Source organism: Streptosporangium sp. NPDC051023 (assembly GCF_040689595.1).
In the GTDB taxonomy this organism is placed as follows: Bacteria; Actinomycetota; Actinomycetes; order Streptosporangiales; family Streptosporangiaceae; genus Streptosporangium.
The window spans coordinates 20467-41616 of the sequence record NZ_JBFBCE010000085.1 but is presented as its reverse complement, the minus strand read 5'-3'; the positions used below and the strand labels follow the sequence as shown (position 1 = coordinate 41616).

Here is a 21150-nt window from a genome sequence, read left to right as displayed (position 1 = left end):
TCTTATTGTAGTGACTTGAGTTAAGACGTGATCACTTCAGATCTGGGCAAACCACCCGGCGTCGCTTCATCGGCGTTCCGACGGGGGCCCGGAACGCCGGCACCAGTGCCCCGACGGGGGACCAGGGCACTTGGTTAAAGCGTACACCTCCAACCCCTGAGATGCGTCAAGAGTTAGTCACGACCCGATCTCGCGTCGGTGGCGTGGAATCTCGCTCTGGCTGTTATCCGTAACGTCGAAGACACTCTCGGCTTCGCGGCGTGGTGCGTTGGCCCCGATAACGGCAACGTACGGTAAAAAGATCGCACCGGCGAAGAGCAGCAGCCGCACGGGCAACGGGGCCGGTACGGTGAAGGCGAGAACCAGGCAGACCAGCCGGATCCCCATCTTGATGAAGTAGCTCCTCTCGCGCTTGCCGATGTCCTCGCTCAGCGAAGGCCGCGCGTCGGTAACCTGGTGCACCGTCTGCCGCCTGTGCCATCTCTTCACACCTCCAACCTAGACCTCGCCTCAGACGGGTGTGAAAGTGCGTGCGACCATGGCCTTCGGCAAGGAGGACGCGATGACGGATCGTACGTACCGGGTGACGGAGATAGTCGGCACGTCGGGGGAGAGCATCGAGGCGGCCGTTCGCAACGGGGTCCGGCGCGCCGCGCAGACCCTGCGCCATCTCGACTGGTTCGAGGTGACCGAGGTCAGAGGGCACATCGTCGACGGCGAGATCGGGCACTTCCAGGTCGGCATGAAGGTCGGCTTCCGCCTCGAGGACACCTGACCCGTACGGCGCTCCCGCTCTACGCCCCGCCGTCCCTGAGACGGCGGGGACGGTGCGGGGCCGTGACGGGGAGACCCCCGTGAGGGCGGGCGGCCCGAGGGCACGCCCGCCGCGTCCGGCTCGGCCTAGCTGGCCTGGCTGACCGTCGACATGTTGAAGTCGGGCACCCGGATCGCGGGCATGACGGTGCGGGTGAAGTAGTCGTTCCACTCGCGGGGCAGGGTCTGCTCGGCGGCCCCGACCTCGGTGAGACGGCCGAGCAGGTCGACCGGGCTCTCGTTGAAACGGAAGTTGTTCACCTCGCCGACGACCTCGCCGTTCTCGACCAGGTAGACGCCGTCGCGGGTCAGGCCGGTCAGCAGCAGGCTCTGCGGGTCGACCTCGCGGATGTACCACAGGCAGGTGAGCAGCAGGCCGCGCTCGGTCGAGGCGATCATCTCCTCAAGCGACCTGCCGCCCTCGGGGCCCGTCATGATCAGGTTGTCCGTCGCCGGGGTCACGGGCAGGCCGGTCAGCTCCGCAGAGTGCCTGGTCTGCAGCAGGTGCGCCAGCGCCCCGTCCGCGATCCAGTCTGTCGGCGCCAGCGACAGTCCGTTGTCGAACACCGAGCTCTGCCTGCTGGAGGAGTGCGCGACCACGAACGGCGCGCACTCGATGCCCGGCACGGCGGGGTCGCTGTATAGGCGGACCGGAAGGGGGGAGAGGGTGTCTCCGACGCGGGTGCCGCCGCCGGGCCTGGAGAAGACCGTGCGGCCCTCGAGCGCATCCCTGGCCCCGGCGGTCCAGTACAGGTAGATCATCAGGTCGGCCACGGCCGTCGGCGGCAGCAGTGTCTCGTATCGGCCTGCCGGCAGGTCGATCCGGTTCTTCGCCCACTCAAGACGCCTGGCCAGCGAGGCGTCCAGCGTCGCCACGTCCACGTCGGAGAAGTCACGGGTGGCCACGCCCGCCCACGCGGAACGCTTCATGTCCGGGGACTTGGCGTTCAGCTCGAAACGCCCCGTCGGCTGCGTGTGGCGGAGCCTGGTCCCCGTCGAGGTGCCGATGAAGGTGGTGGTGACGACCTGCTCGGCGAAGCCGTACAGCCTGCGCCCGCCCGCCTCGGCGGCGGCGAACGCCTCGCCGAGAGCCGGGGCGAACGCGCCGAAGACCCCGATGGAGGTGGGTTCGGGCGCCGCGTCCCAGTCCGCGGAGCGGGCGCCCTCGATCAGCGGCCTCGCGTCCTCCGACGGCTGCGCGTCCTCGGCCGCGTGGTCGGCCGCCGCGACGATGTCGGCGAGTTGCTCGGGGCGGACCGCCGCCCGTGAGACCACGCCAACTCCCCGTCCCGCGATCGAGATCACGGTGAGCTGCGACGAGCGGGTCACGCCGTTGGTCGTGAGCGTGTTGCCCGCGAACCGCAGGTTGGCACTGGAGGTCTCGTCCACGATCACGACGGTGTCGTCGGCCGTGGAGAGGTCCAGGGCTTTTTCGATGATTTCCTGGGGACTCATCCCACTCCTTGACCGGTTGCCCGCAGGGGCGTCCCCTGGCGTGCGGTGTTCGTCGGTTGCCCGCTCGTGAACGCGTTCTTCCCGACCGGGCCCTGGAGCCCGTGCCTGCCGCTCTGCCCGCTCACTTGCCGCTCTCCCGCAGGGTGTTGAGGACGCGTACGTCACGGAAGATCGCGGAGGGGCAGCCGTGGCTGACCGGGGCGACCTGGCCAGGCTGGCCCTTGCCACAGTTGAACGCGCCGCCCAGCACGTAGGTCTGCGGTCCGCCGACGGCCGTCATCGACCGCCAGAAGTCGGTGGTCGTCGCCTGATAGGCGACGTCGCGGAGCTGGCCCGCGAGCCTGCCGTTCTCGATCCGGTAGAACCGCTGGGCGGTGAACTGGAAGTTGTACCGCTGCATGTCGATGGACCAGCTCTTGTCGCCGACCACGTAGATGCCGCGCTCGACCCCGGAGATGAGCTCCTCGGTCGACGGGCCCTGCGGGGCGGGAAGAAGCGAGACATTGGCCATGCGCTGGATCGGGGTGTGCCCGGGGGAGTCGGCGAAGGCACAGCCGTTGGAGGCGCCCAGCCCCTTCAGCAGCGCCATCCGCCGGTCGAGCTGGTAGCCGACCAGGACGCCGTCGGAGATGATGTCGAACCGCTTGGCCGCTACACCCTCGTCGTCGTAGCCGACCGTCGCCAGGCCGTGTTCCGCGGTGCGGTCGCCGACGACGTTCATCACCGGCGAGCCGTACACCAGCGTGCCGAGCTGGTCGAAGGTGGCGAAGCTGGTCCCGGCGTAGGCCGCCTCATAGCCGAGGGCGCGGTCCAGCTCGGTCGCATGCCCGATCGACTCGTGGATCGTCAGCCACAGGTTAGACGGGTCGATGACCAGGTCGTAGCGTCCGTCCTCGACGGAGGGGGCCTTGAGCTTCTCCGCCAGGTATTCGGGGATGCGCGAAAGCTCGCCCGGGAAGTCCCATGCGGTACCCGTGAGGTACTCATATCCCCGGCCGACCGGCGGGGCGAGTGTGCGCATCGACTCGAACCTGCCGTCCTCGACCCGCATCGCCTCCAGCTGGGGATGCATGCGCACCCGCTGCTGCGTGACCGAGGTCCCGGCCGTGTCCGCGTAGAACTTCTGCTCCTTGACCTGCATGAGCGAGGCCTGCACATGGTCGACCCGCGGATCCCGCAGCAGACCCTCCGACCAGCTCGCGAGCAGGGCGACCTTGTCGCGCATCGGCACGTCGAACGGGTCGACGTCGTACGCGGAGACCCAGGTGACGTCGGAGTGGACCGGTTCCCCGGCCAGCTCGACCGGCTCGCGGTTGACCGCGGCCGAGACGACGGCCACCTCCACCGCCTGCTCCGCGACCCGCACGGCCGCCTCCGCGGTGAGCTCGATGCCTGCCGCGAAGCCCCACGTGCCGTTTTTGACGACCCGTACGGCGTAGCCGAGGTCGTCGGCGTCGCCGGAGCCCTCGGGCAGCGCGTCGGACAGGCGGAGGGTCTCCGCGCGGACACGCTCGAACCGGAAGTCGGCATGCTCGGCGCCGAGGTCGCGGGCACGTTGCAAGGCCGCGTCCGCCAGCCGCCTCATCGGCAGGGCGAGGAAATCGGGATCGATCTGGCGCATGTCAACGATCCTAACCCTGTGATCTTGTCCCTCACGGACAAGAGGTTTACCCCCGGGTAGCCGATAGCGTCGGCTACATGGCTCGATCTGTTCTCGTAACCGGCGGCAATCGCGGCATCGGCCTCGCGATCGCCCGCGAATTCGCCAGGGCCGGTGACGCTGTCGCCGTGACCTACCGCTCAGGACAGCCCCCGGAGGGACTGTTCGGTGTGCGCTGCGATGTGACCAGCACGGCCGATGTCGACGCGGCGTTCGGGAAGATCGAGGCCGAGCACGGCCCGGTCGAGGTGCTCGTCGCGAACGCGGGCATCACCCGGGACACGCTGCTGCCGATGATGAAGGAGGAGACCTTCACCGACGTCATCGACGCCAACTTGACCGGCGCGTACCGGGTGGCCAAGCGCGCGACCCGTGGCATGCTCAAGCTCAAGCGCGGCAGGATCGTGCTCATCTCCTCGGTGGTCGCCATGCTCGGCTCTGCCGGGCAGAGCAACTACGCGGCCTCGAAGGCGGGGCTGATCGGCTTCGCCAGGTCGGTGGCCAGGGAGCTCGGCTCGCGGGGCATCACGGTCAACGTGGTCGCCCCGGGTTTCGTCGAGACCGACATGACGGCCGAGCTCGACGAGGCCTACCAGGAGCAGATCCGCAAGAACATCCCGCTGGGCCGTTACGCCAGCACCGACGAGATCGCGCGCGTGGTCAGGTTCCTGGCCGGTGAGGACGCCGCCTACATCACCGGGGCCGTGATCCCCGTTGACGGCGGCCTGGGAATGGGGCACTGACAAATGGGAATCCTCGAAGGCAAGCGCATCCTGGTCACCGGCGTCCTGACCGACGCCTCCATCGCCTTCTCCGTCGCCAAGCTGGCCCAGCTGGAGGGCGCGCAGGTTGTGCTGACCGGGTTCGGCAGGCTCAGCTTGGTCGAGCGCATCGCCAAGCGGCTGCCGGAGCCGCCGCCGGTGATCGAGCTGGACGTGCAGAACACCGAGCACCTCGACTCGCTGGCCGACCGGGTCGGCGAGCACCTGGACGGCCTCGACGGCGTGGTGCACTCCATCGGCTTCGCCCCGCAGAGCTGCCTCGGCGGAAACTTCTTGAACACCTCGTGGGAGGACGTGGCGACCGCGCTGCATGTCTCGACCTACTCGTTCAAGTCGCTGGCCGTGGCCTGCCTTCCGCTGATGAAGGAGGGCGGCGCGGTCGTCGGGCTCGACTTCGACGCGAGCAGGGCCTGGCCGGTCTACGACTGGATGGGCGTGGCCAAGGCCGGCCTTGAGTCCTGCTCCCGTTACCTCGCCCGCGACCTCGGCAAGCATGGAATCCGCGTCAACCTGGTGGCCGCCGGGCCGCTGCGCACGATGGCCGCCAAGAGCATCCCGGGCTTCGCGGAGTTCGAGGACAGCTGGCCGCAGAAGGCGCCGCTCGGCTGGGACCTGAGCGACACCGTGCCCGCGGCCAAGGCGTGCCTGGCGCTGATGTCCGACTGGTTCCCGGCCACGACCGGTGAGATCGTGCACGTCGACGGAGGCGTGCACGCGGTCGGCTCCTAAAGGGGCGCCCGCTTAGGCCGTCCTGTGCCGCTTCATTCGGAGCGGCTCCAGCGGTATGGACTCCTCGCCGATCCGCCTGGCGTACAGCACGCGGACGGCGAGGATCGCGGCGATCAGCAGGGCGGTGGTGAGCGCGGTGCCGAGGGGGTCCGATGACCGGGTCGGTGTGACGGCCCGCTGGAACTTCCGCATGACCGGGCCCGTCGGCCACAGGAGCTCGAGCCGGGGAGCCTCCGCGTCGACCACGGGAGGCGGGGTGGAGACCTCGGGCCGCGCCTCGTCCTCGTGCTCGTTCCCTTCAGTCTCGCGCCCGCGGGTCTGCGGGGGACGCAACGGCTCCCTCGGCAACGGCGCCGCCGTCTCCTCGTCGGTCGGGATGGGCCTGCTCCTGCGCGAGGGGCTCGGGCGCGGGGACACCGAGGGGGGAGCGCTCTCTTCCGGGGTCGAGATCGCCGACGTGCTCGGGCATTCGGGAGACCCCGTCAGCGGGGAGCAGACGCTGCTGAGATCCTTGGGCAACAGGCCCTCCTCACGGGTATCGTCCGCCTCTGGCGTCGCGAAGGCGTCGGTTGCCGGGTCAGGGGAGGTGACCTGCCGAGCGACGTCCAGGTCGTTCTCCTCACCCAGGCCGCCCGTTCCGCTCTGCGCATTCCCGTTTTTCTCGTTCTTTCCGGCTTTTTCTCCCTTTTTGGGTTTTCCATCTTTCTGGCCATTGGGCGGGATCTCCGCGTTGTAGTCAAGGCCGCCGGTGTCGGAGGTGGGGCCGGCGGCTATTCCGTTCACGACGGTGCCCACGGCGTCGACCGCCTTGCAGAGGCCATCGGTCACCCCGCCCAGCAGTCCGCCGTCCTCGCAGTCGCCCATCCAGGTGGCGGCGCTCGCGGGGGCGGGCGCGACGACGAGCAGCAGGCCGCCCAGCGTCAGCGCCAGGGCGCCGGCAGAGATCGCAGTTCGCAATTGTCCCCCTTGCACATCGGTGACGGAACTTCGCTGACACCTGGGTGCCCCTCCTGTCACCATTGACAGTTTTGTGGGGAGGCCAGGTTTTTCCACGTAAAGTTGCCATTCGGTATCGAGTAGTGATACGCGAGATGGATTCTCGTTCTGCTTCCGCCGTTTCCGTCCTTCCGCCTCAGTCGGCGGAGACGTCGTCGAGCGCCTCTCTGATCTCCACCGGCAGGCTGAGATCCTCCGCTTGGAGCGCTCCCGCCAGCTGGGCCTGGGTCCTGGCGCCGATGATGGCCGAGGTCACCCCCGGCTGGTCGCGGACCCAGGACAGGGCGACGGAGAGCGGCGAGACGCCGAGCCCCTCGGCCGCAGTCGTCACCGACTCCACGACCCTGCGGCACCTCTCGTCGAGATATGGCGTGACGAAGTCGGCGAAGTGCGGGGTCGCGGCCCGGGAGTCGGCGGGGATGCCCGTGCGGTACTTGCCGGTGAGAACCCCCCTGCCCAGCGGTGACCAGGCCAGCACCCCGGCGCCGACGTGCTCGGCCGCCGCGATCAGCTCGCGCTCCGCCTCCCGCGCCAGCAGTGAGTACTCGACCTGGGCCGCGACGATCGGCACCCGCCCGGGAACCGCCCGCTGGCTGACGGCGGCCGCCGCCAGCTGCCAGCCGGTGTAGTCGCAGACCCCGGCGTACGCCGCCCTGCCCGAGGACACGATGGCGTCGACCGCGGCCAGGGTCTCCTCTAGAGGCACGTCCGGATCGAAGGCGTGCAGTTGCCACAGGTCCACCTCGTTGACCCCGAGGCGGGTCAGCGAGGCGTCGATGGCCGCGATCAGATGCCTCCTCGAGGCATCGCGAGGCCTGCGCCCGGCGGGGGTGAGCACGGCCTTCGTCGACAGCACCAGCTCCGAGCGCGGCACCGCGTCGCGGATCAGCCGCCCGAGCAGCCTCTCCGCCTCGCCGCCCGTATAGACGTCCGCGGTGTCGATGAGAGTGCCCCCGGCCTCGGCGAACGTCCGGAGCTGCGCCGCGGCCTCCTCTGCGCCGGTGTCACGCCCCCACGTCATCGTCCCCAGTCCAAGGCGGGATACCGACAGGCCGCTCCGGCCCACATAGCGCTGCTCCATGATCCGGCCAGGGTACCGCCCGGCCAGTTAAAAGTAGTGGAGCAAGGCCTGCAAGACTTGCCCGCGTGACGACCCTGCTGCTGGCCAGACATGGCCTGACCCACCTCACCGGTCCTGTGCTCGCGGGCTGGACGCCGGAGGTCCACCTCAGCGAGGCGGGCCGGGCGCAGGCCGAGGCGCTGGCCGTACGGCTGGCACCGCTCGAACTGGACGCGATCGTCTCCAGCCCGCTCGAGCGCTGCCAGGAGACGGCCCAGGCCGTGGCTGCCGGGCGCGGCACCGAGGTGCTGACCGACGACAGGTTCGGGGAGTGTCGGTATGGCGACTGGACAGGGCGCCCGCTCGGCGAGCTGGCCAAGGACCCGCTCTGGAAGGTCGTGCAGACCCACCCGAGCGCCGTGACGTTCCCGGGAGGGGAGTCACTGGCCGCCGTGCAGCACCGGGCGGTGAACGCGGTCAGGGAGTGGAACGAGCGGCTCGGCCCCGACGCCGTCTATCTCGTCTGCAGCCACGGAGACGTGATCAAGGCCGTCGTCGCCGACGCGATGGGCGTGCACCTGGACCAGTTCCAGCGGATAACCGCCGACCCCGCCTCGCTCACCGCGATCCGCTACACCCCCTTGCGTCCCTTCGTGCTCAGGCTCAACGACCTGGGCGGGGATGTGACGGGCCTGCGGCCCCCCGCGGGTTCGGAGGACGAGGACGGGGGACAAAACCTCACCGGGAGCGACGCCGCGGTCGGCGGTGGAGCCGGGACCACGTAAGGTCGGAGCTATGCCGGTCTTCGACTACGACCCGCCCGAGAGATTCGTGGCCGGTGCCGTGGGGCAACCTGGATCACGAGCGTTCTTCCTGCAGGCCCGGGGTCAGGGCCGGTTGACAACCGTCGGGCTGGAGAAGTTCCAGGTCGCCGCGTTGGCGGATCGCCTGGACGAGCTGCTCGACGAGGTGTTGCGGCGCGGTGCCCAGGTGCCCGCGACGGCCCCCGCCGCGCTCACAGACAACGACCCGCTGGACGTGCCCATCAGCGAGGACTTCAGGGTGGGCACCATGGCGCTCGCATGGGACGCCGACACCGCCCAGGTGGTCATCGAGGCCCAGGAGGCCATCGCGGAGGACGAGGACTTCGAGCCGTCACCGTTGTCCGAGTCGTTGTCCGAGCCCGCGGTGCTGCGCGTGCATATCAGCCCGGGTGCTGCCAGGGCCTTCACCAGGCGCGCCATCGCCCTTGTCGCGGCGGGGCGTCCGCCGTGCCCGCTCTGCGGCCAGCCGCTCGATGCCGATGGGCATATTTGCGTGCGTCTCAATGGTTACCGGGGTAGTAGCGCTTCACAGGGCGAAGGAGGCGAATGAGTGCCGAGAGCGAGTTCACGCTGAGCGCGGCGCCCGCGGCGGGACTGGACGACGAGAACGCTCTGCGTCTGCTCCGCGACGGCCAGCTGGAGGTCGAGGGCCGTCTGGTCGAGGCGACCAACATGACGCTCTACTGTTCGGTCCGGCTCGGCCGCCTCTCCGCGGCCTGCGTCTACAAGCCGGTGCGTGGGGAGCGACCGCTCTGGGACTTCCCCGACGGGACGCTCGCCTCCCGGGAGGTCGCGGCCTTTGAGGTCTCCGCGGTGACCGGCTGGCGGATCGTCCCGCCGACCGTCTATCGCGACGGCCCGTTCGGGCCGGGAATGTGCCAGCTCTGGATCGACACCGACCCGGAAGCCGACCTGATGGTCCTGATCCGCAGCCGCCAGCCCGCCCTGCGGCGGATGGCTGTCTTCGACGCCGTCGTCAACAACGCCGACCGCAAGGGCGGTCATCTGCTGCCGCTCACCGACGGGCACGTCCACGGCGTCGACCACGGCGTCTCCTTCTCCGTCGACGACAAGCTGCGCACCGTGCTCTGGCAATGGCGCGGCAAGCCCCTGTCCCGCGAGGCGGTGAACGTCCTCGCCCGCCTTGAGCGGGACCTGGAGCAGGGACGCCTCGGCCGTCGCCTCCGCGAGCTCCTCACCCTTGCCGAGGTCGAGGCCACCTGGGACCGGGTCCGCAGGCTTCTCGACACGGGCCTGCACCCCCTTCCCTCGCAGGACTGGCCCGCCATTCCCTGGCCCCCGATCTGAGGTCCGTCCCGGCGAAGGCGTAGCCTGCCGGGCATGTGCACGGTTGTCGTCAGCATCGATCCGAGTGCGGAGATCCCCCTGATCCTGGTCGGGGTGCGCGACGAGTTCGCCGACCGGCCGTGGCTTCCCCCTGGCCCGCACTGGCCGGGCCTGATCGGTGGGCGCGACCTTCTGGCGGGCGGGACCTGGCTGGCCGTCGACCCCGTGGCCGGGCGGGTCGGCGCCCTGGTCAACGGCAGGGGTGTCCTCGCCCCTGAGGAGACCCGCCTGTCACGCGGCGGCCTGCCGTTGGCGGTGGCGGCGGAGGGGGACCTCGCGGGCTTCGACCCGGCCCGCTACGACCCCTTCCACCTGCTCGTGGCCGATCCCGCGGGAGCGCGCCTCTGGCACTGGGACGGCGTCGCGCTGTGGGATGAGAAGCTTCCCGAGGGAACGCACATGATCGTCAACAGTGGCTGGGAGCGGGGCGAGGAGAACGAGCGGGTCGCGTTCTTCCGCCCGCTGTTCGCGAAGGCGGCCAGGCCGGACGCGATCGGCGGTCGCTGGGAGGAGTGGCGGGAACTGGCCACGGGGGCGGGCCTGTCCCGGGACGACCCCCGCGCCATGATCGTCCGTCATGAGCTGCCCGGAGGGCGGGTCTTCGGCTCCCTGTCCGTCTCCCTGCTCGGCCTGTCCGTCGGAGGCGTCCGCTACGACTTCACCGGCGATCCCGGGGACCCGGCGGCGTTCCGCCGTGTCCTGCCGGAATGATCCGCAGGGTTCCCGCGGTTGAGAAAGTGCCCCGTACCGCCCACCGTCCCTGTCTGATCAGGGCGGTCTGTCTGCTGGATAGGCTCAACACATGAGATCGTGGTCTGCGCCGAAGGTCCCTCGGCTTCCCGGTGCCGGTGTCCCGTTGCGGTTGTTCGACACCGCCGCGGGGGAGACCGGCCTCACCAGGCCGGGCCCCACGGCGCGGATGTACGTCTGCGGCATCACGCCGTACGACGCAACCCACCTCGGGCACGCCAACACCTACCTCGCCTTCGACCTGGTCAACCGTGCCTGGCGGGACGCCGGTCACGAGGTCCACTACACCCAGAACGCGACCGACGTCGACGATCCCCTCCTCGAGCGAGCCGAGCAGACCGGGATCGACTGGCGCGAGCTGGCTGAGCGCGAGATTGAGCTCTTCAGAACCGACATGGAGGCGCTGCGCATCCTCCCGCCGCGCGAGTACGTCGGCGTGACCGAGGTCGTCGACCAGGTGGCGGAGCTGATCGAGCGCCTGCGCGATAAGGGCGCGACCTACGACCTCGGCGGTGACGTCTACTTCGACGTCGCGGCCGCCCCCAAGTTCGGCGCCGTCTCCGGATACCCGGAGGAGCTGATGCTCACCCTTTCCGCAGAGCGCGGCGGCGACCCGGCCAGGCCGGGCAAGAAGCATCCGCTCGACTGGCTGCTCTGGCGCGCGGAACGCCCGGGAGAGCCGTCCTGGCCCTCGCGCCTTGGCCGGGGCAGGCCGGGCTGGCACATCGAGTGCACCGCGATCGCGCTGGCCAACCTGGGCAGCGGGTTCGACGTCGCGGGTGGCGGCTCCGACCTGATCTTCCCGCACCATGAGTGCGGCGCCCACGAGGGTCACGTGGCCTGTGGAGAATGGCCCTTCGCCAAGGCATACGTCCACGCGGGCATGGTCGCCCTCGACGGCGAGAAGATGTCCAAGTCCAAGGGCAACCTGGTCTTCGTCTCCAGGCTCCGCGGGCAGACCGACCCGATGGCCATCCGCCTGGCGCTGCTGGCGCACCACTACCGCGCCGACTGGGAGTGGACCGCGGACCAGCTAGCCACCGCAGAAGTACGGCTGGCGCGCTGGCGCTCGGCCACCGGGCTGCAGGCGGGGCCCGAGGCGCAGAGCCTGCTCGGCGAGGTCAGGGCCAGGATGGCCGACGACCTGGACGCCCCGGGAGCACTCGCGATCATCGACGACTGGGCGGAGCGGGCGCTGGCGGACGGAGGCACGGACCCGGCGGCGCCCGCGCTCGTCAGGGACGTCGCCGACGCGCTGCTCGGCGTCGAGCTCTGAGAACGACTCTGAGCGGTCTCCTGCGCCCGGGTGGTGCGGGGACCGTGAGTGCCGCGGGAAACGGCTGGAAGGCGTTTCTGATGGCGGTGCGGGGCCCGCAGGAATCCCGGGCCCCGCGCGACCGGGAAGCGGGCAGGGGGCGTCCAGGACGGCCCGCCCAGGCACCGCGGGGCGAGCCGTCCGATCGAGCGCCCGGGGGCGGGGAGAGCATCCGCGCGACAGGCAGGAAGGCGACGGCGCGCCGGGAAAAGCGTCCGGGCCCGCACCGCCGAAACGGTACGGGCCCGGACTGAGGCATGTGATCAGGTCGGGAAGACCTGATGTCCTGAGTTCAGATCAGATGACCTGAACCTGGTCGGCCTGCGGGCCCTTCTGACCCTGCGTGGTGGTGAAGCTGACCCGCTGGTTCTCCTCCAGGCTGCGGTAGCCCCCGGAGTTGATGGCCGAGTAGTGCACGAACACATCGGCGCTGCCGTCATCCGGCGCGATGAATCCGAAACCCTTTTCGGCGTTGAACCACTTAACGGTGCCTTCAGACAAAACTACTTCTCCTCATTGGGAGCCTCACCGGACCGCCAGGTCGGCGGTTCGGGGCTGCGTTGCGGACCCTACCATGCACCCGCGGAAACCATCGGGAGAAACTGGAATGCCCGCTGTCGGCGGACCTCATTGAGCACTTGAGATGATAAGGCTGATTGAGAACTACGACTGCAACCGAAAAACACTATCAGCTAGCTTCGTGCTCGGCAAGTCATGGGATGGAGGCGAAGAAGCGTTCCCGCTCCTCGGAGGGGAGGCGGTCGACGAAGAGGGTGCCGTCGAGATGGTCGACCTCGTGCTGGAGGACCCGTGCGAGCATCCCCAGGGCGCGGAGGGTGACGGGTTTGCCGAACATGTCGCGGCCGCGGGCGGTGGCCATGTAGGAGCGTTCCAGCGGCCACCAGAGGCCGGGGGCAGACAGGCACGCCTCGTCGGCCACGACCCGCCGCTCCGACAGCTCCAGCCGCGGGTTGACCAGGTGGCCCGATCTGCCGTCGAGCTCGTAGACGACGACCCGCAGTGAGACGCCGATCTGCGGGGCGGCAAGGCCCGCGCGGCCCGCTCCCGCGCGCAGGGTCGCCTGGAGCGACTTGACCAGGCCGCGCAGCTCGCGGTCGAAGTCGGTCACCGGTTCGGCTGCGGTCCGCAGTATCGGATCGGCGAACAGTCGGATCGGCTGGACGGTCACGCACACTCCCCGAGGCGACGAACGGTCACGCACACGATTCCCGTTGTCGTGCCGGCTCAACCGTCGCCGGGGTCTCGTCGCGTTTCCGGCACGCCGTGCGCATGCGGGCCCGTTTCGGCCGCGTGCCGGCGGAGGGGAGCCGGCACGCGTGGTCATTCCGGAGTGCCGGGCGGCGCGCAGTCTCCCGGCGCGCGCTCCAGCCGCAGTTCCCGGATGATCTCCTCGGCGCTGTCGTCCCGCGAGGGCAGGAACCCGGTGCCGACGAACATCTCGTAGTAGGCGTGGCGGAAGCATCCGGCCAGCAGCAGCCGCGCGCTGGCGAGCGGGTCGGCCTCCGCCGAGATCCGGCCGATCCGCTGTTCGGCCGCGAGGTACTCGGCCAGCGGCACGACCTCGGACATGGGGCCGAGCTCGCTGTCGCGCATCGCCTCGCGGAAGCGGACGGTGACCGAGGGGGAGGTGAAGGCGGGCAGCGCCGCCGACTGGACCTCGGAGTAGTAGTCGATGCCCGCCCGTGCGATGGGCAGCAGGTTGTCGTTCACCCGCCCCTTGCCGACGAGGTACATCAGATCGTCGAGAATGCGGAGCCAGACCGGGAGCCGGTCCTGGAGCAGGGCGAGGAACATGTCCACCGCCTGCCCCGGGGTCGTGCCCCGCACGCGCGGGTACGAGGGGGCGTTCTCACCGTCCTCACGTTTCATGAATACGGCCATCTCTAGGACGCGGCGTCGCGCTTCCTGTGCCTTCTGGTGCGGGTCGAGCTGTGGAGTGGCCATGATCGCCCTAACGTGCGCTGTCACGTGGACAATGTTCGGCGCGGTGACGGGCCCGTTCACCGGTGTTTACAGAACGGTGTTTCTCCTGGTGGTCCGATCGTTGCGAGCCGGTGGTGCAACCCGGTGTGATCCGGGGGAACCCGGATGGGCACCGATTATCACTCTAAATCCGTGGAGAAAGGAGTAAATGATTATAACTATGTGGCGGGCGTCTCAGCCATCGCCGTCGCGATCCCTGCGGCGAAGATAACGTTCGAACTCCGCCGCGATGGCGTCCCCGCTCGCCTCGGGCAACTCGGCGGCGTCCTTGCGCTCCTCGAGCTCCTTGACGTAGTCGGCCACCTCGCTGTCCTGGGAGGCCAGCTCGTCCACGCCGTGCTCCCAGGCCCGCGACTCCTCGGCCAGGGCGCCCATCGGCATCGGGATGTCGAGCAGGTCTTCCATCCGGCTCAGCAGTGCCATGGTGGCCTTGGGGTTGGGCGGCTGGGCCACGTAGTGCGGCACGGACGCCCACAGCGAGACCGCGTGCACTCCGGCGGTTCCGAGGGCGTGCTGGAGCACGCCGACGATGCCGGTCGGCCCCTCGTAACGGCTCAGCTCCAGGTTGATCGCCCTGGCCAGGCCCTCGTCGGTCGCGGAACCCACGATCGGCACGGGGCGGGTGTGCGGGGAGTCGTTGAGCAGCGCGCCGAGCAGCACCGCCAGCTCGATGCCCAGCTCGCGGCAGATCACGATGATCTCCTCGCAGAACCCGCGCCAGCGCATGTTGGGCTCGATGCCGCGAAGCAGCACCACGTCGCGGTCAGAGCCGGGAGGGCGAGCCACGGACAGCTTGGTCGTCGGCCACGTGATGGACCTGGTCAGGCCCTCGCCCATCTCCACGACGGGGCGTGTCACCTGGAAGTCGTAGTACTCCTCAGGATCGAAGGAGACCAAGGGGGTCGCCTTCCACTCGCCCTCGAGGTGTGCGATCACTCCGCTCGAAGCCTCGCCCGCGTCGTTCCACCCCTCGAACGCGGCGATCAGCACCGGGTCGACGAGCTCGGGTAGACCTTCGAGTTCGATCACGCGCGGCCTCCTCCTGGGTTTCCTCGCCGTACTATCCCGCTAAGCCTATGCGGTGAGGGGGGCTTTACGTCACCTTCCCGGAGCGGCGGGCACGATCGGGACGTCACGGCCCGTCCGCCGCGTTCGGAGGCGTCTCGCCGCGACCACGTCGCGACGGCCATGACGTGCGCCGACCCGGCCGTTTCCGGCCACGGGTGCGATCGCCGTCATGAACGGTGACGGCAGGACGGTTCCCAGTAGTCTTGTCCCCATGACAAGCATTCCGTCTTTCCGTGAAGTCCTGGCCGAGCGAGTGATGGTCGCCGACGGGGCAATGGGGACGATGCTTCAGGCCCACGACGTCACCCTCGACGACTTCGAGGGCCACGAGGGCTGCAACGAGGTGCTCAACGTCACCCGTCCCGACATCGTCCGCGCCGTGCATGACGCCTACTTCGAGGTCGGGGTCGACTGCGTCGAGACCAACACCTTCGGCGCGAACCTGGCCGCCCTCGGCGAGTACGACATCGCCGAGCGCGTCTTCCGATACTCAGAGGCGGGGGCCCGTGTCGCCAGGCAGGCCGCCGACCGGTGGAGCACCCAGGACCGCCCCCGCTATGTGCTCGGCTCCATCGGCCCGGGCACCAAGCTGCCGACCCTCGGGCACAAGCCGTACCGCGTGCTGCGCGACGCCTACTACGACAACGCGGCGGGACTGATCTCCGGCGGAGCCGACGCCCTCATCATCGAGACCTCCCAGGACCTGCTCCAGGTCAAGGCGGCCGTCGTCGGGGCGAAGAGGGCCATCGCCGACGCGGGCAGGGATGTGCCGATCATCGCCCAGGTGACGATCGAGACCAACGGCGCGATGCTGCTCGGCTCCGAGATCGGCGCGGCGCTCACCGCCATCGAGCCCCTCGGCGTCGACGTCATCGGGCTCAACTGCGCGACCGGTCCCGCCGAGATGAGCGAGCACCTGCGCTACCTGGCCAACCACGCGCGCGTGCGCCTTTCTTGCATGCCGAACGCGGGACTGCCCGTGCTGACCTCGGACGGCGCCTACTACCCGCTCTCCCCGCAGGAGCTGGCCTCCGCCCACGAGGCCTTCGCCCGCGACTACGGCCTTTCGCTCGTCGGCGGCTGCTGCGGTACCACGCCGGAGCACCTGCGCCAGGTGGTCGAACGGGTGCGCGGCCACGAGGTGGCCGCCCGCCGCCCCCGTCCTGAGGCGGGGGCCTCCTCGCTCTACCAGAGCGTCCCCTTCCGCCAGGACACCTCTTATCTGGCCATCGGCGAGCGCACCAACGCCAACGGCTCCAAGGCCTTTCGCGAGGCGATGCTCGCGGGCAACTGGGAGGAGTGCGTCGAGATCGCCAGGGCGCAGGCCCGCGACGGCGCCCACATGCTGGACCTGTGCGTCGACTACGTCGGCCGCGACGGCGCCGACGACATGAGGGAGCTGGCGTTCCGCTTCGCCACCGCCTCGACCCTGCCGATCGTGCTCGACTCCACCGAGCCCGCGGTGCTCGAGGCCGGGCTGGAGATGCTCGGCGGGCGCGCGATCGTCAACTCGGTCAACTACGAGGACGGCGATGGCCCGGATTCGCGCTTCCACAAGATCATGAAGCTGGTCCGCGAGCACGGCGCCGCGGTGACCGTCATGGCCATCGACGAGCAGGGCCAGGCCCGCACCGCCGAGGACAAGGTCAGGATCGCCGTCAGGACCATCGAGGACCTGAGGAACGAGTGGGGGATGAGGGTCGAGGACATCATCGTCGACACCCTCACCTTCCCCATCGCGACCGGCCAGGAGGAGACCCGTCGCGACGGCGTCGAGACCATCGAGGCGATCAGGGAGCTCAAACGGCGCTACCCGGCCGTGCAGACCGTCCTCGGCCTGTCCAACATCTCTTTCGGCCTCAACCCGGCCGCGCGCATCGTGCTCAACAGCGTCTTCCTCAACGAGTGCGTCAATGCGGGCCTCGACTCGGCCATCGCGCACGCCTCCAAGATCCTGCCGGTGTCGCGCATCCCCGACGAGCAGCGCCAGGTCGCCCTGGACATGGTCTACGACCGGCGCCGCGAGGGCTACGACCCGCTGCAGCGGTTCATGGAGCTGTTCGAGGGCGTCGACGCGGCCTCGGTCAAGGCGGACAGGGCGGCCGAGCTGCTCGGCCTGCCGCTGTGGGAGCGGCTCAAGCGCCGCATCGTCGACGGCGAGCGCAAGGGCCTCGAGGCCGACCTCGAGGAGGCCCTCGCCCAGCGCCCCGCCCTGGAGATCGTCAACGACGTGCTGCTGGACGGCATGAAGACCGTCGGTGAGTTGTTCGGCTCCGGCCAGATGCAGCTGCCGTTCGTGCTCCAGTCGGCCGAGGTGATGAAGACCTCGGTCGCCTATCTCGAACCCCACATGGAGCGGGTCGAGGGCGAGAACAAGGGCCGCATCGTGCTGGCCACCGTCAAGGGCGACGTGCACGACATCGGCAAGAACCTGGTCGACATCATCCTGTCCAACAACGGCTACGAGGTCGTCAACCTCGGCATCAAGCAGCCGGTCTCGGCGATCCTGGAGGCGGCGCAGGACAATAAGGCCGACGTCATCGGCATGTCCGGGCTGCTGGTCAAGTCCACGGTCATCATGAAGGAGAACCTGGAGGAGATGAACTCCAGGGGCATCTCGGAGAAGTACCCCGTGCTGCTCGGCGGGGCGGCGCTCACCCGCGCCTACGTCGAACAGGACCTCGCCGAGCTCTTCCAGGGCGAGGTCCGCTACGCCCGTGACGCCTTCGAGGGGCTGCGCCTGATGGACGCCTTCATGGCGGTCAAGCGTGGCGAGGAGGGCGCGACGCTGCCCGTGCTGCGCGAGCGGCGCGTCAAGACCGGCGCGAAGCTGGTCAGGACCCCGGTCGAGGAGCTGCCCGCCCGTTCTGACGTGGCCGCGGACAACCCGGTGCCGCGGGCGCCCTTCTACGGCGAGCGTGTCATCAAGGGCATCTCTCTAGCCGAGTACTCCGCGTTCCTCGACGAGCGGGCCACGTTCATGGGCCAGTGGGGGCTCAAGGCCACGCGGGGCGGCAACGGCCCCTCCTACGAGGAACTGGTCGAGTCGGAGGGCAGGCCGCGCCTGCGGATGTGGCTTGAGCGGATGCAGACCGAGGGCCTGCTCGAGGCGGCCGTCGTCTACGGCTACTTCCCGTGCGTCAGCGACGGCGACTCGCTGATCATCCTGGACGAGGCGGGCGATGAGCGCACCAGGTTCACCTTCCCGCGCCAGCGCCGTGACCGGCACCTGTGCCTGTCCGACTTCTTCAGGTCCAGGGACTCGGGCGAGGTCGACGTGGTCGCCTTCCAGGTCGCCACGATGGGCAACCGGGTCTCCGAGGCCGCCGCGGAGCTGTTCGCCAAGGACGCCTACCGCGACTACCTGGAGCTGCACGGTCTCTCGGTGCAGCTCACCGAGGCGCTGGCGGAGTATTGGCACGCGCGAGTCCGCTCCGAGCTGGGCATCGGCGGCGACGAGTCGCTCGAGGACATGCTGAAGGTCAACGTCACCGGCTGTCGTTACTCCTTCGGCTACCCCGCCTGCCCCAACCTGGAGGACCAGGTCCAGCTCATGGAACTGATCGACCCGACCAGGATCGGCGTGAACCTCTCGGAGGAGTTCCAGCTCCACCCGGAGCAGTCGACCTCAGCATTGATCGTCCACCATCCCGAGGCCAACTATTTCAACGTCTGACCGTAAGGGGTTTCGGGAAATGGACGCGGTTCTCTTCGACATGGACGGGCTGCTCGTCGACAGCGAGAAGGTCTGGTTCCAGGTCGAGACCGAGGTGATGGAGCGGCTCGGCGGCGATTGGGGGCCGACCGATCAGGAGCAGTTGGTCGGCGGCTCCATGCCGTCAACCGTGGCCTACATGCTCAAGGCCTCCGGCTCCGACGCCGACCCGGAGGAGGTGGCCGCCTGGATGCTCGAGGGCATGACCACCAGGCTCTCGGGCGGGATCGAGATGATGCCGGGCGCCGCCGAGCTGCTGTCGGCCGTACGGCGGGCCGGCCTGCCGACCGCGCTGGTCACCTCGTCGGTCAGGCCCATCGCCGAGGCGTGCCTCGACGGCATCGGCAGGCACAACTTCGACCACGTGGTGACCGGCGACGACGTGAAGAGGACCAAGCCGGACCCGGAGCCGTACGAGCGGGCCGCCCGTCTGCTGGGAGTCGCCACGACCCGCTGCGTCGTGCTCGAGGACTCCCCGAACGGGGTGACCTCGGCCACCGCGGCGGGCTGCCGGGTGGTGGCCGTGCCCAGCGTGCTGCCCATCCCGGCCGCACCCGGCCGCCTGGTCGTCGAGTCCCTGCGCGAGGTCGACGTCGACGTCCTGCGGAAGCTGTTCGCCGCGGGCCTGTGACCGCCGTCGAGAGCCCCTGAGCCGCCCCGGCGTCGTGATCGTCCCTGGGGGACGCGAGGCGTGACCCCTCGTGACCCCTAGGGGATGATCCCTCCCCTGGGAGGAGGAACGGCCTCATTCCGGCGTGCCAGGATGGATCGGGTAAGCCGATACCGAGGGGCGGTCCGCTATGTCGTTCGATCAGATCGCGTGGTTGCCGCTCTGCGCCGGAGTGACCGGTGTGGGGCTGGTGCTGAGTTTCCTGCTGATGCGCCGCAAGGGGGCGGCCGCGGGGCTGCGTGGTGTGGCCTGGTCGCTGCTGCCCGCGGCGGCTTACCTGACCGGCGCGCTGCCCGCCCTCTGGCAGGTCGGCACGGCGATCGTCGGGTTCTTCGCGGGCCTGGTTCTCAATCCCATGGTGTGGGCCGGGGTCGCCGTGACCGCGCTGTCGGCGGTCCTGTTCCTGGTGTCCGGCGTGCTGCGCCGCCGACGCTCCTCCACGCCTTCGGCCGCCCCGGAGCCTTCCGCGCCTTCCGCGCCTTCCGCGGCTGCGGGGCCCGCCAGGCCCGGGGTCACCGCGGGACCGCAGCCTCGAACCCAGCCCCAGCGAAACTCCCAGCCTCAGCCTCAGCCCCAGTCCCGGCCCAGCAAAGCCGCGCCCGCCGCGAAGGGCGCCGCAGACGATGATTTCTCGGATATCGAAGCCATTCTCAAGCGCCGTGGGATCGGATGACTCAGAGTCACCTTCTGGTGCAATGTCACGAATCCGAGACACAAGCAGAACGGCTCCCAGACATTCCCTTCAAGATCAAAACAAATGAATTTCGCATGAATCACAGTTGAGCCACATAGCGCCTCAGGGGACTAGTCAGCGCAGATCAGCCCATAGATTCTGCGTCACGGGACCGTCAAACGGCCCATAGACTTCACGCGCGCTGCCCGACCAGGGAACGCGTTATCGGACAATGTCGTCTGGGACCCAGGGGGCCACTGGTATGACCGCACCGCTCGATGTCTCGGGGCAGGCCATGGAGGCCAAGCCCGAGGCCGTTCTTGAAGGGGCGGGCGGAAAGGCCATCGAAGGCCGTTCGCTCGGTCGGATCGCGTGGATACGCCTCAAGCGAGACAAGGCGGCGATCTTCGGCGCCTTCGTCGTGGTCTTCCTGACCCTGGTCGCCATCTTCGCCGAGCGTCCCTTCGGCGGTCTGATCGCATTGTTCGGCGACCAGCCGAACATCCCGCACAACGATCTCGTCGACCCGCTCACCAGCGCCCCCATCGGGCCGTGGGGCGGGATCAGCTTGGAGCACCCGTTCGGCCTCGAGCCGCTCAACGGGCGCGACCTCTTCGCCCGGATCCTCTCCGGTGCCCAGATCTCGCTGCTGGTCGCCTTCCTCGCCACGCTGCTCTCCGTGGTGATCGGCTCGCTGGCGGGCGTGCTCGCCGGGTTCTTCGGTGGCTGGGTCGACACGATCATCAGCAGGCTGATGGACGTCTTCCTGGCCTTCCCGCTGCTGCTGTTCGCCATCGCCATCGTGGGCGCGCTGCCCGACCAGGCGCTCGGTCTCAGCGGGAACGGCCTGCGCATCGCGGTGATCGTGTTCATCATCGGCTTCTTCAGCTGGCCCTACATCGCGCGCATCGTGCGCGGTCAGACGCTGTCGCTGCGCGAGCGGGAGTTCGTGGACGCGGCGCGGTCGCTGGGTGCGGGGAACGGCTACATCATCTTCCGCGAGATGCTTCCGAACCTCGTGGCGCCGATCCTCGTCTACGCGACGCTGCTCATTCCCACGAACATCCTCTTCGAGGCGGCGCTCTCGTTCCTCGGCGTGGGTGTGAACGAGCCCCAGGCCTCCTGGGGAGGCATGCTCACCCGGGCGGTGGACTACTACCAGATCGCCCCGCACTTCATGATCGTCCCCGGTCTCGCGATCTTCATCACCGTTATGGCCTTCAACCTGCTGGGCGACGGGCTCAGGGACGCCCTCGATCCGCGCGCCCGGTAGCGCGAGAACCCGACCG

General features: G+C 69.2%; 21 protein-coding genes. 12 read left to right on the top strand and 9 right to left on the bottom strand.

Going from position 1 to position 21150, the window contains the following annotated elements:
• Positions 1–177: 177 nt before the first annotated feature.
• Complete coding sequence (locus tag AB0395_RS38205) at positions 178–489, bottom strand: DUF3099 domain-containing protein (RefSeq protein WP_366289861.1); 312 nt, start codon at positions 487–489, stop codon at positions 178–180.
• Positions 490–562: 73 nt separating this feature from the next.
• Here AB0395_RS38205 and AB0395_RS38200 point away from each other — a divergent pair, with 73 nt between their 5' ends.
• A complete protein-coding gene (locus AB0395_RS38200) occupies positions 563–775 on the top strand; it encodes a dodecin (RefSeq protein ID WP_366289858.1) in 213 nt (70 codons plus the stop codon).
• Between the two features lie 125 nt (positions 776–900).
• Here AB0395_RS38200 and AB0395_RS38195 read toward each other — a convergent pair whose 3' ends face one another.
• Both AB0395_RS38195 and AB0395_RS38190 read right to left on the bottom strand, forming a co-directional pair.
• On the bottom strand, positions 901–2268 hold the full coding sequence (locus AB0395_RS38195) for a metallopeptidase TldD-related protein (RefSeq protein WP_366289855.1): 1368 nt from the start codon (positions 2266–2268) through the stop codon (positions 901–903).
• A 121-nt stretch (positions 2269–2389) separates the two neighbouring features.
• Positions 2390–3889 (bottom strand): TldD/PmbA family protein, encoded by a 1500-nt coding sequence (locus tag AB0395_RS38190; RefSeq protein WP_366289852.1) that lies wholly within the window; start codon positions 3887–3889, stop codon positions 2390–2392.
• Positions 3890–3966: 77 nt separating this feature from the next.
• Here AB0395_RS38190 and AB0395_RS38185 point away from each other — a divergent pair, with 77 nt between their 5' ends.
• Together AB0395_RS38185 and fabI are read left to right on the top strand one after the other, a co-directional pair.
• A complete protein-coding gene (locus AB0395_RS38185) occupies positions 3967–4671 on the top strand; it encodes a beta-ketoacyl-ACP reductase (RefSeq protein WP_366289849.1) in 705 nt (234 codons plus the stop codon).
• Positions 4672–4674: 3 nt separating this feature from the next.
• On the top strand, positions 4675–5439 hold the full coding sequence (gene fabI, locus AB0395_RS38180) for an enoyl-ACP reductase FabI (RefSeq protein WP_366289846.1): 765 nt from the start codon (positions 4675–4677) through the stop codon (positions 5437–5439).
• Positions 5440–5451: 12 nt separating this feature from the next.
• Here fabI and AB0395_RS38175 read toward each other — a convergent pair whose 3' ends face one another.
• Positions 5452–6396, bottom strand: a complete 945-nt coding sequence (locus AB0395_RS38175) for a hypothetical protein (RefSeq protein ID WP_366289843.1) — start codon at positions 6394–6396, stop codon at positions 5452–5454.
• A 175-nt stretch (positions 6397–6571) separates the two neighbouring features.
• On the bottom strand, positions 6572–7516 hold the full coding sequence (locus tag AB0395_RS38170; protein WP_366289840.1) for an aldo/keto reductase: 945 nt from the start codon (positions 7514–7516) through the stop codon (positions 6572–6574).
• Positions 7517–7581: 65 nt separating this feature from the next.
• Between AB0395_RS38170 and AB0395_RS38165 the strand changes: the two genes are divergently transcribed.
• The 5 genes from AB0395_RS38165 (at position 7582) to mshC (ending at position 11692) form a co-directional block, all read left to right on the top strand.
• On the top strand, positions 7582–8280 hold the full coding sequence (locus AB0395_RS38165) for a histidine phosphatase family protein (RefSeq protein WP_366289837.1): 699 nt from the start codon (positions 7582–7584) through the stop codon (positions 8278–8280).
• 10 nt (positions 8281–8290) lie between these two features.
• Positions 8291–8869, top strand: a complete 579-nt coding sequence (locus tag AB0395_RS38160) for a DUF3090 domain-containing protein (RefSeq protein WP_366289834.1) — start codon at positions 8291–8293, stop codon at positions 8867–8869.
• Entirely contained in the window at positions 8866–9627 is a 762-nt protein-coding gene (locus AB0395_RS38155) for an SCO1664 family protein (protein WP_366289832.1), read from the top strand. The genes AB0395_RS38160 and AB0395_RS38155 overlap by 4 nt, the downstream gene beginning before the upstream one ends.
• A gap of 33 nt (positions 9628–9660) precedes the next feature.
• A complete protein-coding gene (locus AB0395_RS38150; RefSeq protein ID WP_366289829.1) occupies positions 9661–10377 on the top strand; it encodes an NRDE family protein in 717 nt (238 codons plus the stop codon).
• 91 nt (positions 10378–10468) lie between these two features.
• Entirely contained in the window at positions 10469–11692 is a 1224-nt protein-coding gene (mshC, locus tag AB0395_RS38145) for a cysteine--1-D-myo-inosityl 2-amino-2-deoxy-alpha-D-glucopyranoside ligase (RefSeq protein WP_366289826.1), read from the top strand.
• Between the two features lie 336 nt (positions 11693–12028).
• Here mshC and AB0395_RS38140 read toward each other — a convergent pair whose 3' ends face one another.
• The 4 genes from AB0395_RS38140 to AB0395_RS38125 form a co-directional block, all read right to left on the bottom strand.
• Positions 12029–12232 (bottom strand): cold-shock protein, encoded by a 204-nt coding sequence (locus AB0395_RS38140; protein WP_366289824.1) that lies wholly within the window; start codon positions 12230–12232, stop codon positions 12029–12031.
• Positions 12233–12443: 211 nt separating this feature from the next.
• Complete coding sequence (locus tag AB0395_RS38135; protein ID WP_366289821.1) at positions 12444–12920, bottom strand: peptide deformylase; 477 nt, start codon at positions 12918–12920, stop codon at positions 12444–12446.
• 152 nt (positions 12921–13072) lie between these two features.
• The gene (locus AB0395_RS38130; protein WP_366289818.1) at positions 13073–13720 is read right to left on the bottom strand and encodes a hypothetical protein; all 648 of its coding nucleotides are present in this window, start codon (positions 13718–13720) and stop codon (positions 13073–13075) included.
• Between the two features lie 189 nt (positions 13721–13909).
• Positions 13910–14764 (bottom strand): PAC2 family protein, encoded by an 855-nt coding sequence (locus AB0395_RS38125; RefSeq protein ID WP_366289815.1) that lies wholly within the window; start codon positions 14762–14764, stop codon positions 13910–13912.
• Between the two features lie 250 nt (positions 14765–15014).
• On the opposite strand from AB0395_RS38125, the gene metH reads away from it, so the two are divergent.
• From metH to AB0395_RS38105, 4 genes are all read left to right on the top strand, one after another.
• Complete coding sequence (gene metH / locus AB0395_RS38120) at positions 15015–18479, top strand: methionine synthase (RefSeq protein WP_366289812.1); 3465 nt, start codon at positions 15015–15017, stop codon at positions 18477–18479.
• A 19-nt stretch (positions 18480–18498) separates the two neighbouring features.
• On the top strand, positions 18499–19149 hold the full coding sequence (locus AB0395_RS38115) for an HAD family phosphatase (RefSeq protein ID WP_366289810.1): 651 nt from the start codon (positions 18499–18501) through the stop codon (positions 19147–19149).
• A gap of 169 nt (positions 19150–19318) precedes the next feature.
• Complete coding sequence (locus tag AB0395_RS38110) at positions 19319–19861, top strand: cellulose synthase (protein ID WP_366289807.1); 543 nt, start codon at positions 19319–19321, stop codon at positions 19859–19861.
• Between the two features lie 262 nt (positions 19862–20123).
• A complete protein-coding gene (locus AB0395_RS38105) occupies positions 20124–21134 on the top strand; it encodes an ABC transporter permease (RefSeq protein WP_366289804.1) in 1011 nt (336 codons plus the stop codon).
• The last annotated feature ends 16 nt before the right edge of the window (positions 21135–21150 follow it).